General features: G+C 42.1%; 16 protein-coding genes and 2 tRNA genes. 11 read left to right on the top strand and 7 right to left on the bottom strand.

All coding sequences use genetic code 11. The features are described 5' to 3' along the window. Nucleotides 1-128 precede the first annotated feature (128 nt). The 6 genes from BO26_RS20540 to cysM all read left to right on the top strand — a co-directional run bounded on the left by BO26_RS20540 (nucleotide 129) and on the right by cysM (nucleotide 5,856). A complete protein-coding gene (locus tag BO26_RS20540; RefSeq protein ID WP_036774719.1) occupies nucleotides 129-737 on the top strand; it encodes an RpoE-regulated lipoprotein in 609 nt (202 codons plus the stop codon). Between the two features lie 295 nt (nucleotides 738-1,032). After that, nucleotides 1,033-2,055 carry a sulfate ABC transporter substrate-binding protein gene (locus BO26_RS20535; RefSeq protein WP_036774718.1) on the top strand — a complete coding sequence of 341 codons (1,023 nt, stop codon included), beginning with the start codon at nucleotides 1,033-1,035 and terminating at the stop codon, nucleotides 2,053-2,055. Beyond that, complete coding sequence (gene cysT, locus BO26_RS20530; RefSeq protein ID WP_036774717.1) at nucleotides 2,055-2,888, top strand: sulfate/thiosulfate ABC transporter permease CysT; 834 nt, start codon at nucleotides 2,055-2,057, stop codon at nucleotides 2,886-2,888. The genes BO26_RS20535 and cysT overlap by 1 nt, the downstream gene beginning before the upstream one ends. Further along, nucleotides 2,888-3,733: a sulfate/thiosulfate ABC transporter permease CysW gene (gene cysW / locus BO26_RS20525; protein WP_036774716.1), complete on the top strand. Its 846-nt coding sequence runs from the start codon at nucleotides 2,888-2,890 to the stop codon at nucleotides 3,731-3,733. The genes cysT and cysW overlap by 1 nt, the downstream gene beginning before the upstream one ends. Nucleotides 3,734-3,746: 13 nt before the next feature. Next, entirely contained in the window at nucleotides 3,747-4,835 is a 1,089-nt protein-coding gene (gene cysA / locus BO26_RS20520; RefSeq protein ID WP_036774768.1) for a sulfate/thiosulfate ABC transporter ATP-binding protein CysA, read from the top strand. Between the two features lie 139 nt (nucleotides 4,836-4,974). After that, nucleotides 4,975-5,856, top strand: coding sequence for a cysteine synthase CysM (gene cysM / locus BO26_RS20515; protein WP_036774715.1), 882 nt, complete (start codon nucleotides 4,975-4,977; stop codon nucleotides 5,854-5,856). 277 nt (nucleotides 5,857-6,133) lie between these two features. On the opposite strand, the gene crr is transcribed toward cysM, so the two are convergent. The 5 genes from crr to cysZ form a co-directional block, all read right to left on the bottom strand. Further along, entirely contained in the window at nucleotides 6,134-6,643 is a 510-nt protein-coding gene (gene crr, locus BO26_RS20510; RefSeq protein ID WP_036774714.1) for a PTS glucose transporter subunit IIA, read from the bottom strand. Nucleotides 6,644-6,695: 52 nt separating this feature from the next. Then, entirely contained in the window at nucleotides 6,696-8,423 is a 1,728-nt protein-coding gene (gene ptsI / locus BO26_RS20505; RefSeq protein ID WP_036774712.1) for a phosphoenolpyruvate-protein phosphotransferase PtsI, read from the bottom strand. A 181-nt stretch (nucleotides 8,424-8,604) separates the two neighbouring features. Continuing rightward, complete coding sequence (gene ptsH / locus BO26_RS20500) at nucleotides 8,605-8,862, bottom strand: phosphocarrier protein Hpr (protein WP_015833549.1); 258 nt, start codon at nucleotides 8,860-8,862, stop codon at nucleotides 8,605-8,607. A 328-nt stretch (nucleotides 8,863-9,190) separates the two neighbouring features. Further along, nucleotides 9,191-10,144, bottom strand: coding sequence for a cysteine synthase A (gene cysK, locus BO26_RS20495; protein WP_036774711.1), 954 nt, complete (start codon nucleotides 10,142-10,144; stop codon nucleotides 9,191-9,193). A gap of 121 nt (nucleotides 10,145-10,265) precedes the next feature. Further along, entirely contained in the window at nucleotides 10,266-11,042 is a 777-nt protein-coding gene (gene cysZ, locus BO26_RS20490) for a sulfate transporter CysZ (protein ID WP_036774709.1), read from the bottom strand. 220 nt (nucleotides 11,043-11,262) lie between these two features. Between cysZ and zipA the strand changes: the two genes are divergently transcribed. From zipA to BO26_RS20470, 4 genes are all read left to right on the top strand, one after another. Beyond that, nucleotides 11,263-12,174, top strand: a complete 912-nt coding sequence (gene zipA / locus BO26_RS20485) for a cell division protein ZipA (RefSeq protein ID WP_036774708.1) — start codon at nucleotides 11,263-11,265, stop codon at nucleotides 12,172-12,174. A gap of 61 nt (nucleotides 12,175-12,235) precedes the next feature. Next, nucleotides 12,236-14,254 (top strand): NAD-dependent DNA ligase LigA, encoded by a 2,019-nt coding sequence (gene ligA, locus BO26_RS20480; RefSeq protein ID WP_036774706.1) that lies wholly within the window; start codon nucleotides 12,236-12,238, stop codon nucleotides 14,252-14,254. Between the two features lie 228 nt (nucleotides 14,255-14,482). Next, nucleotides 14,483-15,667 (top strand): NupC/NupG family nucleoside CNT transporter, encoded by a 1,185-nt coding sequence (locus BO26_RS20475; RefSeq protein ID WP_036774705.1) that lies wholly within the window; start codon nucleotides 14,483-14,485, stop codon nucleotides 15,665-15,667. 83 nt (nucleotides 15,668-15,750) lie between these two features. Beyond that, complete coding sequence (locus BO26_RS20470; RefSeq protein WP_036774703.1) at nucleotides 15,751-15,975, top strand: DUF3820 family protein; 225 nt, start codon at nucleotides 15,751-15,753, stop codon at nucleotides 15,973-15,975. A 77-nt stretch (nucleotides 15,976-16,052) separates the two neighbouring features. On the opposite strand, the gene BO26_RS20465 is transcribed toward BO26_RS20470, so the two are convergent. Together BO26_RS20465 and gltX are read right to left on the bottom strand one after the other, a co-directional pair. Further along, nucleotides 16,053-16,128, bottom strand: a tRNA-Ala gene (locus BO26_RS20465). A 516-nt stretch (nucleotides 16,129-16,644) separates the two neighbouring features. Next, nucleotides 16,645-18,063, bottom strand: a complete 1,419-nt coding sequence (gene gltX / locus BO26_RS20460) for a glutamate--tRNA ligase (RefSeq protein WP_036774702.1) — start codon at nucleotides 18,061-18,063, stop codon at nucleotides 16,645-16,647. Between the two features lie 268 nt (nucleotides 18,064-18,331). Here gltX and BO26_RS20455 point away from each other — a divergent pair. Then, a tRNA-Val gene (locus BO26_RS20455) sits at nucleotides 18,332-18,407 on the top strand.

The raw sequence follows: 18,407 nt of genomic DNA, 5'->3' as shown, positions 1-18,407 counted from the left end.
TGATATTTAATCAATATAATATTCACTCATTGTTAGTAACATTTATAAACTTTTTGTGTTTTCTGAAACTAACAATCAGGAGGGATGTCTCAGTAGCCATCTTTGTATTTAGTCAAAAGGGGTCAGTTATGCAGGAGTTTTCTTTCGCTAACATGTTGTCAGGATTACGTTTTGTCATAATAGGTAGTTCATTGTTATTGGCCGGTTGTGCGGGTTCATCTGGTTTTTCATGGTCGGGTTTATCGCCTTTTAGTTGGTTTGGTAATTCGCTACAAATCTCAGACCAAGGAGTTGGAGAAATAAATGCACTGACAGTAATTAATAGAGATGCGATAGATAAAGGGCTGCATGGGAAGTACCATTTACGTAGTGGTATGGCGACTAAAAATGGTCAGTTGATGACGGTATTTCAAGCAATGGACGGCAATCAATTGAAAATAGAGCTTTTTGGTCAGACAGATGGAAAAGTTAGTCGTATTGATGTGTTAGATGAAGATGTTAAAACCGTCTGGGGAACAAAGGTTGGTACTCCGTTCTCGGCACTTTATAACAAAGCATTTGGTGCTTGTCGAAATACGGTGAGTGAATCAGAGAAGAAAGCGATCATCTGCGAATCTCCGCAGAGCAAAAATGTCAGTTATCTGTTTACAGGTAACTGGGATGGCCCTGAAGGCTTGATTCCTTCTGATGATGTGCTGAAAAACTGGAAAGTGGAACGTATAGTCTGGAAGCGATAAAAAGCCATTATTGATTGGAGTATCGTTATTTCCTCATATTATGTTATGCGGAGCCGTAGCAGGCCCGCATTTTTCATTTAAAAACCTTACTGTTTCTGCCAGCTTATTGCGTTTCATGCTTTCTAATTGCAATTCGGTATATTAAACAGCGATAGTTATCTACCCTGTTATAAATAAACTGGATACATTAGTCACTGGTGTGTTTTGAGTGAGATAACAGGTTAAGAACCTTTCATTAGGCTATTTTGTTTTCCTGCACCAATAACCCCTGCTGGGATAGGCACTAAGGTGAGCAATGAAAAAGTATTCAGCAAAAAATAAAATACTAAACGGACTGGTAGCAGTAACTTTATTGAGCAGCAGTAATGTCTTTGCTGTAGAGCTATTAAATAGCTCTTATGACGTTGCGCGTGAGCTATTTTCTGCACTTAATCCTGAATTTGAAAAACAGTGGAATGAACTGCATCCACAAGACAAATTGCTAATTAAACAATCCCACGCAGGCTCTTCCAAACAAGCACTGGCAATTATTCAAGGTTTGCGAGCTGATGTAGTGACTTACAATCAAGTGACAGATGTACAAATTTTGCATGATCGTGGTGGTTTAATCCCTGCTGACTGGCAAAACCGTCTGCCAAATAACGGTTCACCTTACTATTCCACGATGGCGTTTTTGGTACGTAAAGGTAATCCCCAAAATATTCATGATTGGAGCGACTTAGTACGTAAGGATGTCAAATTAGTTTTCCCAAACCCTAAAACTTCCGGTAATGGCCGTTATACCTATCTGGCTGCCTGGGGAGCGATGCAACAAAAGAATCACGGTGATCAGGGGAAAACCCGTGAGTGGATGAAGCGTTTCCTGAAAAATGTCATTGTGTTTGATATTGGAGGTCGTGGTGCAACGACTTCATTTATTGAGCGTGATTTGGGTGATGTGCTGATAAGTTTTGAATCTGAAGTAAATAACATCCGTAAACAATATGGTGATGACAAATATGAAGTGATCGTCCCGTCGGTAGATATTCTGGCGGAATTTCCTGTGGCTTGGGTTGATAAGAATGTTATGAAAAATGGCACTGAGGAAGTGGCTAAAGCTTATTTGAATTATCTTTATAGCTCACAGGCACAACAAATCATCACCAGTTTTAATTATCGTGTCAGTGATAAGAAAGTGATGGAGCGGCAGAAAGCTCTCTTTCCAGAAACCAAATTGTTCCGGTTGGAAGAACAGTTCGGTGGTTGGCCTCAGGCGATGAAAATTCACTTTAATACTGGCGGTACCCTGGATCAATTGCTGGCAGAAGGGAATAAGTAATGTTTACGGTTTCTAGTAAGCGGGTATTGCCTGGTTTTGGGCTGAGTTTAGGTAGCAGTTTGTTCTATACCTGCCTGATCTTATTATTGCCCTTGAGTGCATTGATTGTGCAGCTTTCCAGTATGACTTGGGGCCAGTATTGGCAGGTTATAGCTAATCCTCAAGTGGTGGCAGCTTATAAAGTCACATTATTAGCGGCGGCGGCGGCCAGCTTGTTTAATGCGGTATTTGGTATGCTGATGGCGTGGGTACTCACGCGCTATCGTTTCCCCGGTCGTAGCTTACTTGATGGCTTGATGGATCTCCCTTTTGCATTACCTACTGCGGTAGCTGGTTTGACATTAGCAACTCTGTTCTCTGCTACCGGTTGGTATGGTTCACTGCTTGGGCATTTTGATGTGCAAGTAGTGAATACCTGGCTGGGGATTGCAGTAGCGATGGCATTCACAAGTTTGCCATTTGTGGTGCGAACGATTCAGCCAGTACTTGAAGAGTTAGGGCCAGAGTATGAAGAAGCTGCTCAGACGTTGGGAGCAAGCCGTTGGCAGACTTTCTGGCGAGTAATATTACCGGAACTATCTCCAGCTTTAATTGCGGGAGCAGCGCTCTCTTTTACCCGCAGTTTGGGAGAATTTGGTGCAGTGATCTTTATTGCAGGTAACATCGCATGGCAGACAGAAGTGGTATCGTTGATGATCTTTATCCGCTTACAGGAGTTTGATTATCCAGCTGCGAGTGCCATTGCATCAGTCATATTGGCTGTATCCTTGATATTACTGTTTAGCATTAATACCTTACAAAGCCGCTTTGGTAAGCGGATTGGAGGGCATTAATGGTCGAATTATCTCAATCTTATGCGGCGCAACGACCTCCTGTGAATTGGGGAAAATGGGCACTTATTGCAACAGGAGTGTTGTTTTCAATCTTACTGTTAGTGATACCAATTATGTGGATCTTTATGACAGCCTTTTCTAAAGGAATTGGTGTTGTCACTCAGAATCTTTTAGATCCTGATATGTTGCATGCCATTTGGTTGACGATATTGATTGCATTAATCACGGTTCCGGTAAACCTGATTTTTGGTGTAATGATTGCCTGGTTGGTAACACGTTTTCAATTTCCTGGACGGCAATGTTTGCTGACATTAATTGATATTCCATTTGCTGTCTCGCCGGTGGTGGCTGGTTTGCTCTACTTATTATTTTATGGTTCGAATGGTTGGGCAGGGAGTGTACTGGAAACCTATGATATCCAATTGATGTTTTCCTGGCCGGGAATGGTGTTGGTGACAGTATTTGTTACTTGCCCGTTTGTTGTTCGAGAACTGGTGCCAATGATGCTTAGTCAAGGGAGTCAGGAAGATGAGGCAGCAGTATTGCTGGGAGCATCTGGTTGGAAAATGTTTTGGCGGGTAACGTTACCAAATATCCGTTGGGCGTTGTTATATGGTGTGGTTTTGACCAATGCCCGGGCGATTGGTGAATTTGGTGCTGTTTCAGTGGTATCTGGTGCTATTCGTGGTGAAACTTACACATTGCCGTTGCAGGTTGAATTATTGCATCAAGATTACAATACCGTCGGGGCATTTACCGCAGCGGCATTGTTGGCGTTGATGGCAATCATCACATTGGTTGTTAAAAGTGCTTTGCAATGGCGGTTAGACCGTCAGCATGGTTAAGGCAGAAGCGGATATGAGTATTGAAATTAACAATATCAGTAAATATTTTGGTCGCACTCAGGTTCTGAGCGATATCACTCTGAATATTTTTTCCGGGGAAATGGTTGCTCTGCTTGGTCCGTCAGGCTCCGGTAAAACAACTTTGCTAAGGATTATTGCTGGTCTGGAGCAACAGACTGCGGGAAAACTGAGTTTTCACGGACAGGATGTTAGCCAAATGCATGCTAAAGAACGGCAGGTTGGATTTGTATTTCAGCATTATGTGTTGTTTCGGCATATGACCGTATTTGATAACGTTGCCTTCGGATTGACAGTACTTCCGCGACGCAAGCGTCCTGATACGGTTTCTATTCGTCGTAATGTGATGAAGTTATTGGAAATGGTGCAATTGACTCATCTTGCTGAACGTTATCCGTCGCAGCTTTCTGGTGGACAAAAGCAGCGGGTAGCACTGGCAAGGGCACTGGCTGTTGAACCACAAATTTTGTTACTGGATGAGCCATTTGGTGCATTGGATGCTCAGGTAAGAATGGAATTGCGTCGTTGGTTGCGTCGGCTCCATGAAGAATTGAAATTTACCAGCGTTTTTGTAACTCATGATCAGGAAGAAGCGATGGAAGTAGCTGATCGGGTTGTCGTCATGAGCCAAGGTAATATTGAACAAGTAGGTACGCCACAAGAGGTATGGCGTTATCCGGCAAGTCGTTTCGTCATGGAGTTCTTGGGGGAGGTTAACCATTTTCGTGGTGAAATTAAAGGTTCCCAGCTTTTGATTGGTGGGCAACACTTGCCCCTCAATGTGACACCAATCCATCAGGGGGGAGTTGATGTCTTCCTGCGTCCGTGGGAAGTCATGATGAATCCGCAGCCTACACCATCTAGCCCATTGCCTGTACAGGTGACTGAGGTCAGCCCTCGTGGGCATTTTTGGCAGCTTTCTGTTCAGCCTCTGGGTTGGCATCAGGAGCCAGTTGCTATTATTTGGTTTGATGAAGCCTCAGTACCGGCGAGGGGAAGCCGTTATTTTATTGGTGGTACTGGAGCACGTTTATATGCTGGTGATAAACAACTGCAAGCCCTTAGTTTAGCCCAGACCGCTTGATAATAATTTAAATTTTGGTTGGTACCATTTGCTCATCTCTTTACTGCCAAGAGATGAGCATTTTTTATTTAAAGTCTTGTGATATATTTCTGAATATGGTTATTTCGATTTTCTATTAAATAAAAATTAGGTAATAGCTGTGGCAAGCTTGGAACACTTTATAGGTAATACCCCGCTGGTAAAATTACAACGAATGACCGATCAGTTGGGGGTGGAAATATGGATAAAACTTGAAGGTAATAACCCAGCTGGTTCAATAAAAGACAGAGCAGCACTGTCAATGATTCAGCAGGCTGAATTACGAGGTGAAATTTCTCCTGGTGACGTATTAATTGAAGCAACTAGTGGAAATACAGGTATTGCGTTGGCAATGATCTCGGCGGTAAAAGGTTATCAGCTTAAATTATTGATGCCTGACAATATGAGTCTTGAACGTCAGGCTTCTATGCGCGCTTATGGCGCAGAGCTGATTTTGGTGAGTAAAGAATTGGGCATGGAAGGTGCACGTGATTTAGCGCAACAAATGGAGCGCAATGGTGAAGGTAAGGTTCTTGATCAATTCAATAACCCGGATAATCCGTTAGCACATTTTACCACTACAGGACCAGAAATTTGGCAACAGACAGGAGGGCGTATTACACATTTTGTTTCCAGTATGGGAACAACGGGGACCATTACCGGTGTTAGTCGTTATTTGAAAAGTCAGTCTGATAGTGTGCAAGTTATTGGATTACAACCAGCTGAAAATAGCCATATCCCAGGTATTCGTCGTTGGTCGCCAGCCTATCTGCCGGGTATTTTTCAGAAGGAGCTGGTGGATCAGGTGCTGGATATTAATCAGAAGGAAGCTGAAGATACCATGTGTCTATTAGCTCAGAAAGAAGGAATTTTTTGTGGGGTTAGTTCTGGTGGTGCTATCGCTGGCGCATTAAAAGTAGCAGCACAGAATCCGGGCGCTGTAATTGTTACAATTATCTGTGATCGCGGTGACAGATATCTTTCTACCGGGGTATTTAATTAATCTGATTAAAATATCCGTCAGTGTCATTCTGAATTTATATCATGGACTGAAAAGAAGAACACAGTAGGCAGCATGAGCTCTGTTATGTTGGCAGATATCAAAAGATTAGAATAAGTAGAGGAAAAAGTAATATCTCCAAGAAGGTAAACGCTGCCCACATTACCTGATTATCAAATGGGAAGGTTGGATAAGTTAAATAACGGGGTGAAAAAACAGCCGCAGTTGTCGGCTGTTTTTTAAGATGAACATGGTATTTTTATATTGAATAAAAGTATTGCTACTTTTTAATCCGCATGATGGGGGTTTCTCCAACAGTGACAGAGCCATTCAGTTTGGATAATTCTTTAATTTCATCCATGTTGGAAATAACAACAGGTGTTAGAGTTGATTTCGCCCTTTCTTCGAGGAGTTTAAGATCAAATTCCAAAACTAAATCTCCTTTCTGCACACGCTGGCCTTCTTCAGCAATGCGCTTAAAGCCTTCACCTTTAAGCTCAACCGTATCTATACCAAAGTGGACAAATAGCTCAATACCGCTGTCCGATTCGATAGAAAACGCATGGTTGGTTTCAAAGATTTTACCAATAGTTCCATCAACTGGTGCAACTATCTTATTGCCAGCAGGTTTTATAGCGATACCATCACCGACAATTTTCTCGGCGAAAACAACATCTGGAACATCTTCAATATTGACAATCTCACCAGACAAAGGCGCGATTATTTCAATAGTGCCGCTGTTTTTTTTATCATCTGAAACCAGAGATTTCAGTTTATCAAACAGACCCATGAATCTTCTCCTAATTGTTTATACTGGACCGCGGCGTCTTAACCGAATATTATCAGCAAAGTGTTTTTTCTTTGATGAAGGTATCAACTAACTCCATCAATCCCCGAGCAGTCGGCTGAGAAAGGGCCTGCTCAGCCAGTGCCTTTGCATCTTCGTAACGAGTATTACGAATGATTTTTTTGATGCCAGGAATAGAAATCGCACTCATACTGAACTCATCTAGCCCCATACCTAATAACAATAGTGTAGCACGTTCATCACCTGCAAGCTCACCACACATCCCCGTCCATTTACCTTCAGCGTGTGAAGCATCAATGGTTTGCTTAATCAGGCTCAATACTGCTGGTAGCATCGGGTTATAAAGATGAGAAATCAACTCGTTACCGCGGTCTACAGCGAGAGTATACTGAGTTAAATCGTTTGTCCCAATACTGAAAAAGTCAACTTCTTTTGCCAGGTGACGAGCAATAACCGCTGAGGCTGGTGTTTCTATCATCACACCCACTTCAATTGCTTCATCGAATTTTTTGCCTTCTTCACGTAATTGACCTTTCAGTAATTCAAGTTCTGCTTTCAGCTCCTGTACTTCTTCTACAGAAATAATCATTGGAAACATAATACGTAATTTACCGAAAGCAGATGCACGTAAAATAGCACGTAACTGAGAATGTAAGATCTCTTTTCGATCAAGGCAAATGCGAATTGCACGCCAACCGAGGAAGGGGTTCTCTTCTTTCGGTAGGTTCATATAGGGGAGATCTTTATCACCGCCGATATCCATCGTGCGTATGATAACTGCTTGACTGCCCATTGCCTCAGCAACGGCTTTATAAGCCTGGAATTGTTCTTCCTCTGTTGGCAGTGAATCACGATCCATAAATAAAAATTCTGTGCGGTATAAACCGACACCTTCGGCACCATTACGTTCAGCACCGGCAACATCCCGAACGGTGCCGATATTGGCGCAGACTTCAACCTGATGGCCATCAAGTGTAATGGCTGGCAGGTCTTTCAGTTTTGCAAGCTCAGCTTTTTCCGTCAGATATTCATTTTTAGTTTTTTTTAGCTGTTCAATGTCTGTATCGGATGGATTAACATAAATATGGTTATTTACCGCGTCCAGGATTAGGTAATCGCCATTCTGGATTTCTGTTGTTGCATGGGTGGTACCTACAATCGCTGGCAGTTCGAGAGAGCGAGCCATGATTGATGTGTGGGAAGTGCGGCCACCAAAATCAGTAATGAAACCAAGCACTTTTTCCAGATTGAGCTGTGCAGTTTCAGAGGGAGTCAGGTCACTGGCAACCAGAATGACTTCTTCTGCAATTGAACCAAGATCGACAATAGGCATACCTAGAATGTTTTTCAGGAGGCGTTTACCGATATCTCGCACATCTGTTGCCCGTTCTTTCAGGTATTCGTCATCCAGTTCCTCGAGGGCATGAGCCTGCGTTTCAATAACGGAATAAACCGCAGCATCCGCAGTTTTGAACTCATTTTTGATTAATGAAATAATTTCTTGTTCAAGCTCTTCATCTTCCAGCAGCATGATGTGTCCTTCGAAGATTTCAGCTTTTTCTTCTCCAAGGTTTTTTTCTGCTGTGTTCTTGATTATTTCTAATTGGGATGAGGCTTTTTCACGACCTTGTTTGAAATGGGAGATTTCTTGTTCGACTTGTTCTCGGTTGATTTTTGTTTGATTAATAATGATGGGGTCTTCTTTCAGTAATAGAGCCTTACCGAAAGCGATGCCTGGTGATACTAAAATGCCTGAAATCATAATGTTACCTAACTACTAATAATTATTTTTTAGAAGAGCCAGCCAGTGGTTTGCTGTTTTAGGGCATGCATTTAAACTGATATCCCCAGATAAAGGTTTATCCGGGGATGGAAGACGGCTAAGTAAATATCGGTTTATTCATAGCGTCTGAATCTTGGCTGGCTTTGTGGTTAGCTGGTTGTTATTCCAGTTCTGCCATCAATTTAACCAGGTGTTCAATTGCTTTTTGCTCATCTTCACCTTCAGCAGAAATGGTCACAACGGTACCTTGAGTCAGTCCTAGAGTTTGCAGTTTAAACAGGCTCTTTGCACTGGCAGTTTTACCGCCGGAAGTCAGCGTAATGTCGGAGGTGAAGCTTTTTGCTTCTTTAACAAACTGTGCAGCGGGGCGGGTGTGTAGGCCATTTGGCGCGGTAATAGTGACTTCTTGCTGGAACATAACGTTTCCTCAATAACTTAGATTTCTGCTGTTAAGCTAAGACTATGTGTAGTAGGTAAATCTTAACTTGGGTATTCATTATCAAAAGATTGTTTTTTCCGATGCTTCTGATTGGTAGTTTGAAGTAAAGATAGATCGTAGAACTCCTTAACCGAAACTACTACTTCTGTTAATTAATTTCGAGCATCGAAATAATTATTATTGGTTAAATACTAAACCCATTGTAAGAAATCATCTAGCAAAGTGTAAAAATTTGATCTACTACACAGAAAAAGCACCATTTAGGTGCTTTTTTATCAATAAAACTAAGTAATTTACTCAGATACTTTTATTCATCGGATAAGTCAGCAAACAGTACGCTGCTCAAATAACGTTCACCTGATGAAGCCAGAACGACAACGATATTTTTATCTTGATATTCTGGTTCCTGAGAAAGCTTCACGGCAGCTGCAACGGTCGCACCAGAAGAAATACCAGCCAGAATACCTTCTTTCTTCGTGATTTCACGGGCAGTTTTGATAGCTTCTTCGTTACTGATTTTGAAAACTCGATCAACCAGTTTTAGATCAAGGTTGTCCGGGATAAAACCGGCGCCAATACCTTGAATTTTATGTGGGCCTGGTTTTATTTCTTCACCGGCCAAAGTTTGACTAATGACTGGAGAGTCTTCGGGTTCTACTGCAACCGCGGTAATATTTTTACCTTTGGTGTTTTTGAGATAACGGGCGACACCTGTTAGTGTACCACCAGTACCGACGCCAGTAACAAATACGTCTACTTCACCATCTGTATCTTCCCAGATTTCTGGGCCAGTGGTTTTTTCGTGAATTTCTGGGTTTGCTGGATTACTGAACTGTTGCAGAATGATATAGCGATCGGGATCGCTCGCCTGAATTTCATTAGCTTTCTCAATGGCACCTTTCATACCTTTAGCGCCTTCAGTCAGCACTAAATTTGCTCCCAGTGCTTTCAGTAGCTTACGACGCTCAATACTCATGGTTTCGGGCATAGTCAGGGTTAATTTGTAGCCGCGAGCGGCAGCAACGTAAGCAAGAGCTATCCCTGTATTGCCGCTCGTTGGTTCTACCAGCTCTTTTCCTGGTTGCAGGATACCGCGCTTTTCAGCATCCCAAATCATGTTAGAACCGATACGACACTTCACACTAAAGCTGGGGTTACGGGATTCCACTTTTGCCAGAATACGTCCATTACCAAAGTGTTTTAAGCGAACTAACGGGGTACGACCAATAGTTAAAGAATTATCTTCATAAATTTTACTCATACTCGTTTTTCAACTCCCTTTAGTGATATCTTTGGTGATATCCGGTTAATAATACGACAGCAACCAATTTATGGAAATATAGATTAAATATATTCTTATCGTCTAAAAGAATAACTTTAAATTAATATTTTTGCATAATATGAGTTGCATGCTTATCGCGGTAACAATCTACCCACATCGCAGTGGCAGCGCATACTGCGATTGGCATAACCACCAAGTTGACAATAGGGATCATTGTTAAAATACTCACCATGGCACCAAATTGCAGATTATCTACTTTATTTTGGCTGAGGGCCTTACGCATTGTGGGAAAACTGACTTTGTGGTTATCGAATGGATAATCACAATATTGAATCGACAACATCCAGGCACTGAAAATAAACCAGATAACAGGTGCGACAATTTGCCCAATAGCAGGAATAAAATAGAGAAGCAATAATAGCAGAGCGCGTGGGATATAATAGAGCAGTTTTGCTAATTCCCGTTTTAGGGTACGCGGAACATCTTTTACCAGGTCTATAACTCCTGTATCTGGTGCCGGGATCCCGGTTAAATCCGCTTCCAGCTTTTCTGCCAGTAAGCCATTAAATGGTGCGGCGATAAAATTTGCTATCATGCTGAAGAAATAAGTAAAAATTAGCAGAATGGAAATCACTGCCAGCGGCCATAAAATATAACTCAGCCATTGCATCCAATCTGGTACTTTGTCCAATATCCAGTGGATCCAGTTTCCGAGTTTCTGGTAGAGCCACCAGAATGAGCCACCAAGTAACAAAATATTTGCTAGCAAGGGCAATAGAACGAATCTTTTGATGCCTCGTCGGGTAATTAATCTGCAACCTTTCATCAAATATTGAAAGCCGCTCAAATTTTTGGGCGGTTTTGTCAAATTAAGCATACTTCCTATTCTCTTCTATATGATTGAAACGCTATCATATAGGCAGGATTTTCGACTGACTAGCCTAATTCTGTACAAAAAAAACGCAAAAAATGCTTGTCAGGCATGTTTCTGAGAAGAAAAGTGTGTATAAGCTTGCACTTGTGTTATTTGACAAATAGAGTTAATACAGAAAATGTTCTGCCGTGGTGGCATATTAATTTAAACAACAGAGATAGCAATGATGCAGGATTTGCGTCTGATATTAATCATTGTTGGTGCGATGGCAATAATAGCTTTGCTGTTACATGGGTTGTGGACCAGCCGTAAAGAGCGTTCTTCGCTTTTTCGTGATCGCCCAGTTAAACGTCATAAACATGATCGTCAGAATAATTTTGTCGATGACAGCGAAGATGAAGTGTTCGACAATCAACAAAAGCCTTACGCCCATAAGCAAGTGAAACCCTATCAGGAACATAAAGCTGAACCGGTGATTGAGCGCCGTCAGTCAATTGATGCTGTGGTTCCTGAAGAGAGTAATGATCCGCTACTGGTTGGGCGTCAGTCTGAAGCGACAACTAGGAAAACAGTACCAGAAGAGCAGGAACCGCAGCTTGGACTGTTTGAATCAGAAGAATTGGATGAGTTTGAGAAAAATACCCCTGTGGCGGAAGAAAAGTCTCAGGAAGTGGCAAAAGAGGGAAGTAACACAGAAGAAGCGCAGAACAAATTGAAAGAAATTGTTTTGGTTCTTCACGTGTCAGCACATCAAGGCCAGGTATTAAATGGTGAACTCCTGTTGCAAAGCATTTTGCAATCTGGTTTCCAGTTTGGCGAAATGCAGATTTTTCATCGTCACTTAAATCCATCAGGCAGTGGTCCGGTGTTATTTAGTCTTGCTAATATGGTGAAGCCAGGTTCATTTAATCCTGAAGCGATGATTGATTTTACCACTCCAGGGGTTTCTATGTTTATGATGGTACCCTCTTACGGAGAATCGAATCAGAATTTTAAGCTGATGTTGCAGGCGGCCCAGCGCATTGCTTCCGATGTTGGAGGAGTGGTGCTTGATGATGAACGTAAAATGTTAACTCCGCAAAAAATCGAATTATATAAGGCTCGTATTCGCAGCACACTCGATGCTCAGGTATAATCAACTTATCGAACATTCAAGCCCCCGCCAGCCGGGGGCTTTTTATCGCTGGCTATAAGTTATGAAATCAACTGCTCAACAAATAGAAAATCTCAGAAAAACATTGCGCCATCATGAATATCTGTATCACGTCATGGATACGCCAGAGATCCCTGATGCAGAATATGATCGGTTAATGCAGGAACTGAAGGCTCTTGAAGAACAACATCCTGAACTGATTACATCTGACTCACCGACCCAGCGGATTGGTGCCGCTCCTCTGACTGCTTTTGAGCAAGTCCGCCATGAAATTCCTATGCTGTCATTGGATAACGTGTTCGATGAGGAGAGTTATTTGGCGTTTGATAAGCGGGTTCGTGATCGCTTGAAGGATACTCAGGATTTAGTCGTTTGCTGTGAACTAAAACTGGATGGTTTGGCTGTTAGTCTGTTGTATGAAAATGGTGAACTGGTGCGAGCGGCGACCCGTGGCGATGGAACAACGGGAGAAAACATTACATCGAATGTACGAACGATTAACGCGGTTCCGTTGCGTTTGATTGGAGAAAATATTCCTACTCGTATTGAAGTCCGTGGTGAAGTTTTTATGCCACAAAAAGGGTTTGAGAAGCTGAATGAAGAGGCCCGTCGCACAGGTGCAAAAATATTTGCTAACCCACGTAATGCTGCGGCTGGCTCTCTACGTCAGCTTGATCCTCGCATTACCGCTAAACGCCCACTGGTTTTCCTCTGTTATGGTGTTGGTGTTTTGGAAGGGGGAGAATTACCAGCCAGTCATTATGAGCGATTAATGCAGTTTAAAAAGTGGGGATTACCGGTCAGCGATAAAGTTAAAATCTGTACTGATAGCAGACAAGTTATTGATTTTTACAAAAATATTGAAAGTCGGCGCTCAACGTTGGGATTTGATATTGATGGTGTTGTTATTAAAGTGGATTCGCTGAAATTACAGGAAACGCTGGGCTTTGTCGCTCGTGCGCCACGTTGGGCAACGGCATTCAAATTTCCGGCTCAGGAACAAATGACGATTGTTCGCGATATTGAGTTTCAAGTTGGTCGTACTGGTGCAATTACACCGGTAGCGCGTTTAGAACCTGTGCAGGTTTCTGGAGTGACGGTTAGTAATGCAACATTACATAATGCGGATGAGATTGAACGTTTAGGTTTGCGTATTGGCGATACTGTTATTATCCGTCGTGCAGGTGATGTTATTCCACAGGTTGTCGGTGTTGTGGGGGACAGAAGGTTGCAGGACAGTGATGAAGTGATGTTCCCTGAACATTGTCCAGTATGTGGGGCAGATATTGAGAAGATTGAAGGGGAAGCTGTAGCACGTTGTACTGGTGGTTTAGTCTGTGGTGCTCAGCGTAAAGAAGCGCTTAGACACTTTGTTTCCCGGCGTGCGATGGATGTCGACGGTATGGGAGAAAAAATTATTGACCAACTGGTGGATAAAGAATATGTCGAAACCCCAGCAGATCTTTTCAGGCTTACGGCGGGTAAATTAACCGGGCTTGATCGCATGGGGCCGAAATCTGCTCAAAATGTGGTAGAAGCATTGGAAAAAGCAAAGAAAACTACATTTGCCCGTTTTCTTTATGCTTTGGGTATCCGTGAAGTTGGGGAAGCGACCGCAGCTAACCTGGCCGCTTATTTTGGTGATCTGAATAAATTACGTATTGCTGATGAAGAAACGTTGAAAGAAGTTCAAGATGTTGGTGAAGTGGTGGCGAAGCATGTAGTCCACTTCTTCAATGAACCTCATAATCAAAAAGTTATTGATGATCTGATTGATAATATAGGAATTAACTGGGAACCGGTTGTCGTGACAAGGGCTGAGAAGATTAACAGCCCATTTGCAGGTAAAACAATTGTACTTACTGGTTCATTGCATCAGCTATCCAGAGATGAAGCCAAAGATAAACTTGTTGCGCTCGGGGCAAAAGTTACCGGTAGTGTTTCTAAAAAAACAGATTTGGTGATCGCTGGTGAAGCTGCGGGTTCAAAATTAGCTAAGGCTAATGAGCTAAATATTGCGGTCATTGATGAAGAGGAAATGATCCGTTTATTGGGTGAATAATTTTTTGTTTGCATACGAATTATTGTGAGGTTTCTCAATAATTCGTAATGTGCGATGAGGTGTTTTTAAATCTGGTTTATACGATTCAGCTAAAAATGTGATCAACCCTACTAAACAAAGGCTTAAGATACGAATTATTTCAATTTTGCGTGATATTTATCACATTTTGTTGACTCTTATTACATAGAATGCATTTATAAACTAGCTTTCTCATGTTTGGAGTATGATATGTCTCAGATCCTGCATTTTCTTTTAGCTCTGGTTGTTATTGGTGGTCTTGCTATTCTGGCGAGTAGTAACCGTAAAGGGATTCGTCCTCGCTATATTATTCAGTTGCTTGTTATTGAGCTTGTTCTGGCGTGGTTTTTCCTGAATTCTGGTGTTGGTCAGGAATTTGTTATGGGATTTGCTGGTTTGTTTGAGCAATTACTGAAATTTGCGGGTGAAGGGACTGAATTCATTTTTGGCGGCATGATGGATGCAAAACTGGCATTCTTTTTTCTGAATGTATTGTGTCCGATTATCTTTATTTCCGCATTGATTGGTATTTTGCAGCATATCCAAGTGTTACCAATCGTCATCCGAGTTATCGGTACTCTACTGTCTAAAGTCAACGGCATGGGTAAATTAGAATCATTTAATGCGGTCAGTTCTTTGATACTGGGTCAGTCTGAAAATTTTATTGCCTATAAAGATGTACTGGGCAAAATGTCTGAGCGTCGAATGTACACAATGGCAGCGACTGCAATGTCAACGGTTTCTATGTCGATAGTTGGTGCTTACATGACAATTTTGGAGCCTAAATATGTTGTGGCGGCACTGGTGCTTAATATGTTTAGCACTTTTATCATTTTGTCACTCATTAACCCGTATGCTGTTGACAGTGAAGAAGATATTCAGATGAATAATCTTCACGAAGGTCAAAGTTTCTTCGAAATGCTAGGTGAATATATTTTAGCTGGTTTTAAGGTAGCATTGATTGTCGCTGCGATGTTGATTGGTTTCATTGCTCTGATTGCGGCTATTAACGCGTTGTTTAGCATGATTTTTGATAAGGATTTCCAGGAAACGTTGGGTTATGTGTTTTATCCATTTGCTTGGGTGGTTGGTATCCCAGCTGATGAAGCATTACAGGTCGGCAGTATCATGGCAACTAAATTGGTTTCTAACGAATTTGTGGCTATGCACAGTTTGCAATCAATTGTGACAGAACTTTCTCCGCGTTCACAGGGGATTTTGTCGGTATTCCTGGTTTCCTTTGCTAATTTCTCTTCAATTGGGATTGTTGCAGGTGCGATTAAGGGCTTAGATGAGAAACAGGGTAATGTGGTTTCACGCTTTGGTTTGAAACTCCTGTTTGGTTCAACTCTTGTTAGTTTTCTATCCGCAGCTATTGCAGGTTTGGTGCTATAAAAGAATAACGTTTTATCGTGGAATATTGCATCATAATGGTGCAGTTTTCCTTTCACATATTTCCCCTTATATACATGTAAGTTATGGAAAAAGAAAATTTGATAGAAATTGCTAATACTTCTATGCCATTTGGTAAATATAAAGGTCGGGCACTTATTGACTTACCAGAAGAGTACTTATTGTGGTTCTCCCGTAAGGGTGAATTTCCACAAGGCAAATTAGGTGCACTGATGGAGATAACTTTGGCAATAAAAATAGAAGGATTAGATTCACTGGTGAAACCATTGAAGAAAGGTCAGCCAAAGTAAGGGGTTATTAATGGTAGAGATAAACTGTGATAAGCAAAAGGCCCTGAAAGCATATGGCTTTCAGGGCCTGATAATTTTGGTGGAGCTAAGCGGGATCGAACCGCTGACCTCTTGCATGCCATGCAAGCGCTCTCCCAGCTGAGCTATAGCCCCACGATTGTGGTTTTTTCCTAATTTCGGTACCAAATCCTTTACTTTGATGAAAGAATTTGGTGGAGCTAAGCGGGATCGAACCGCTGACCTCTTGCATGCCATGCAAGCGCTCTCCCAGCTGAGCTTTGTATACTTATCAAAATTAATGGAACGGGGCGCATAATATGAAACCCAGCAAATACTGTCAACGGCTAACTTATCATTCTCAGAGCAAGCGTTGAAAAAGCCATCAGTTTTGTGATACATCGATAAAATAAAGGTTAGGCAATGGGTTGCAGTGAGAGAGAAAGTATTTTAGGGAGTATGATTCGATGGATAAAGTGATCAGTTCAATAAAAACTTTTTTAGGAAAGAAAAACATCACTATACCCTATGGATTTCAAGATGCATCGCGACGGCAAGGGAGCGAATCCCCGGGAGCATAGAGAACTATGTGACCGGGGTGAGTGCAGCCAACAAAGAGGCAACTTGAAAGATAACGGGTATATAGAGTTAGTGATGCCTTTGTTGCATTAATTACTGTTGGGTTTCACGCTGAGCAATGAACTCCAGAGCTTGATTAATGCGAGATAGAGTGCGGGTTTGCCCGATAGCATGAATAGTTACATCTAAACCAGGAGACTGTCCGGCACCGGTGGCAGCCACGCGCAGCGGCATACCGACTTTACCCATACCAACTTCCAGTTCATCGGCTGTAGATTGAATAGCATGATGAACATTTTCTACTGTCCAGTGAGTAATTGAAGCCAGCTTTGAATGAGCAACTTCAAGAGGTTGACGGGCAACTGGACGCAAATGTTTCTTTGCTGCATCTGCATCAAATTCTGCAAAATCTTCATAAAAGTAGCGGCAAGATTCAGCCATTTCTTTCAGAGTCTTGCAGCGTTCACCCAATAATTTAATCAGATCAACCAGTTGTGGGCCACTATGGGTATCAATACCTTGCTGCTCAATATGCCATGCCAGATGAACGGCAACTTTCTCTGGGGGGAGAGTATTAATGTAATGATGGTTTAACCATTGCAGTTTTTCTGTATTGAATGCACTAGCAGATTTATTGATAGCATCAAGACTGAAAAACCCGGTCATCTCTTCAAGACTAAAAATCTCTTGATCTCCGTGCGACCAACCTAGACGAACCAGATAATTCAACAGTGCTTCTGGTAGGTAGCCATCATCGCGGTATTGCATAACGCTGACAGCTCCGTGGCGTTTGGACAGTTTTTTGCCATCATCGCCTAAAATCATTGAAACGTGCGCATACTCTGGAACTGGAGCTCCCAGAGCTTTCAGGATATTGATTTGACGAGGTGTATTATTGATATGGTCTTCACCGCGAATTACATGGGTAATTTCCATATCCCAATCATCAATAACCACACAGAAATTATAGGTTGGTGAGCCATCGGTTCGGCGGATAATCAGATCATCAAGTTCTTGGTTACTGAATTCAATTGGGCCACGGATACTATCGTTAAAAATAACAGAGCCTGCCTGTGGATTGCGGAAACGAACAACATGGGGTTGATCTGGGTTATGCTGACATTGACTATCACGGCAATGACCGTCATAACGGGGTTTTTCGCCATTGGCCATCTGAGTTTCGCGCAATTCTTCCAAACGATCTTTAGAACAATAGCAGTAGTAAGCAGATCCTTGTTCTAACATTTGATCAATGACTTGGTTGTAACGATCAAAACGTTTTGTTTGATAAAAAGGGCCTTCATCCCAATTCAGATTTAACCAGTTCATACCGTCCATAATGGCATCAATGGCTTCCTGAGTTGAGCGTTCAAGGTCAGTATCTTCGATACGCAACACAAATTCGCCTTTATTATGGCGGCTGAATAACCAGGAATAAAGTGCGGTGCGTGCACCACCAACGTGGAGATAGCCAGTTGGGCTAGGTGCAAAACGGGTTTTAATTTTACGCATTGGGGATTGCCTTAATTACATTTCACTTTTCAATGAACATTATTGGTGATTTAAAGTGATAAAGTGGGGAGGTATTTTATCACTGCACTTTAATTCCTCAATGCTGTTAGCGGGATGTTGTTGAGAAAAGTCAGCATATCTGCTTAAACCGTACCCTAAGTGATGATAATTATTTCACGTTTGTTTAATTTTGAGACGAACGATATTTTTCCCTAGAAAAAGCGTTGACTCATCTTGAACTATCCCTATAATGCGACTCCATCACGACGGGCGATTAGCTCAGTTGGTAGAGCATCTCCCTTACAAGGAGGGGGTCATCAGTTCGAATCTGGTATCGCCCACCA

The organism is Photorhabdus australis DSM 17609, assembly GCF_000711895.1.
GTDB classification, from domain to species: domain Bacteria; phylum Pseudomonadota; class Gammaproteobacteria; order Enterobacterales; family Enterobacteriaceae; genus Photorhabdus; species Photorhabdus australis.
Note: the sequence above shows the minus strand (reverse complement) of the source record. Positions and strands in the feature narration are given on the sequence as shown.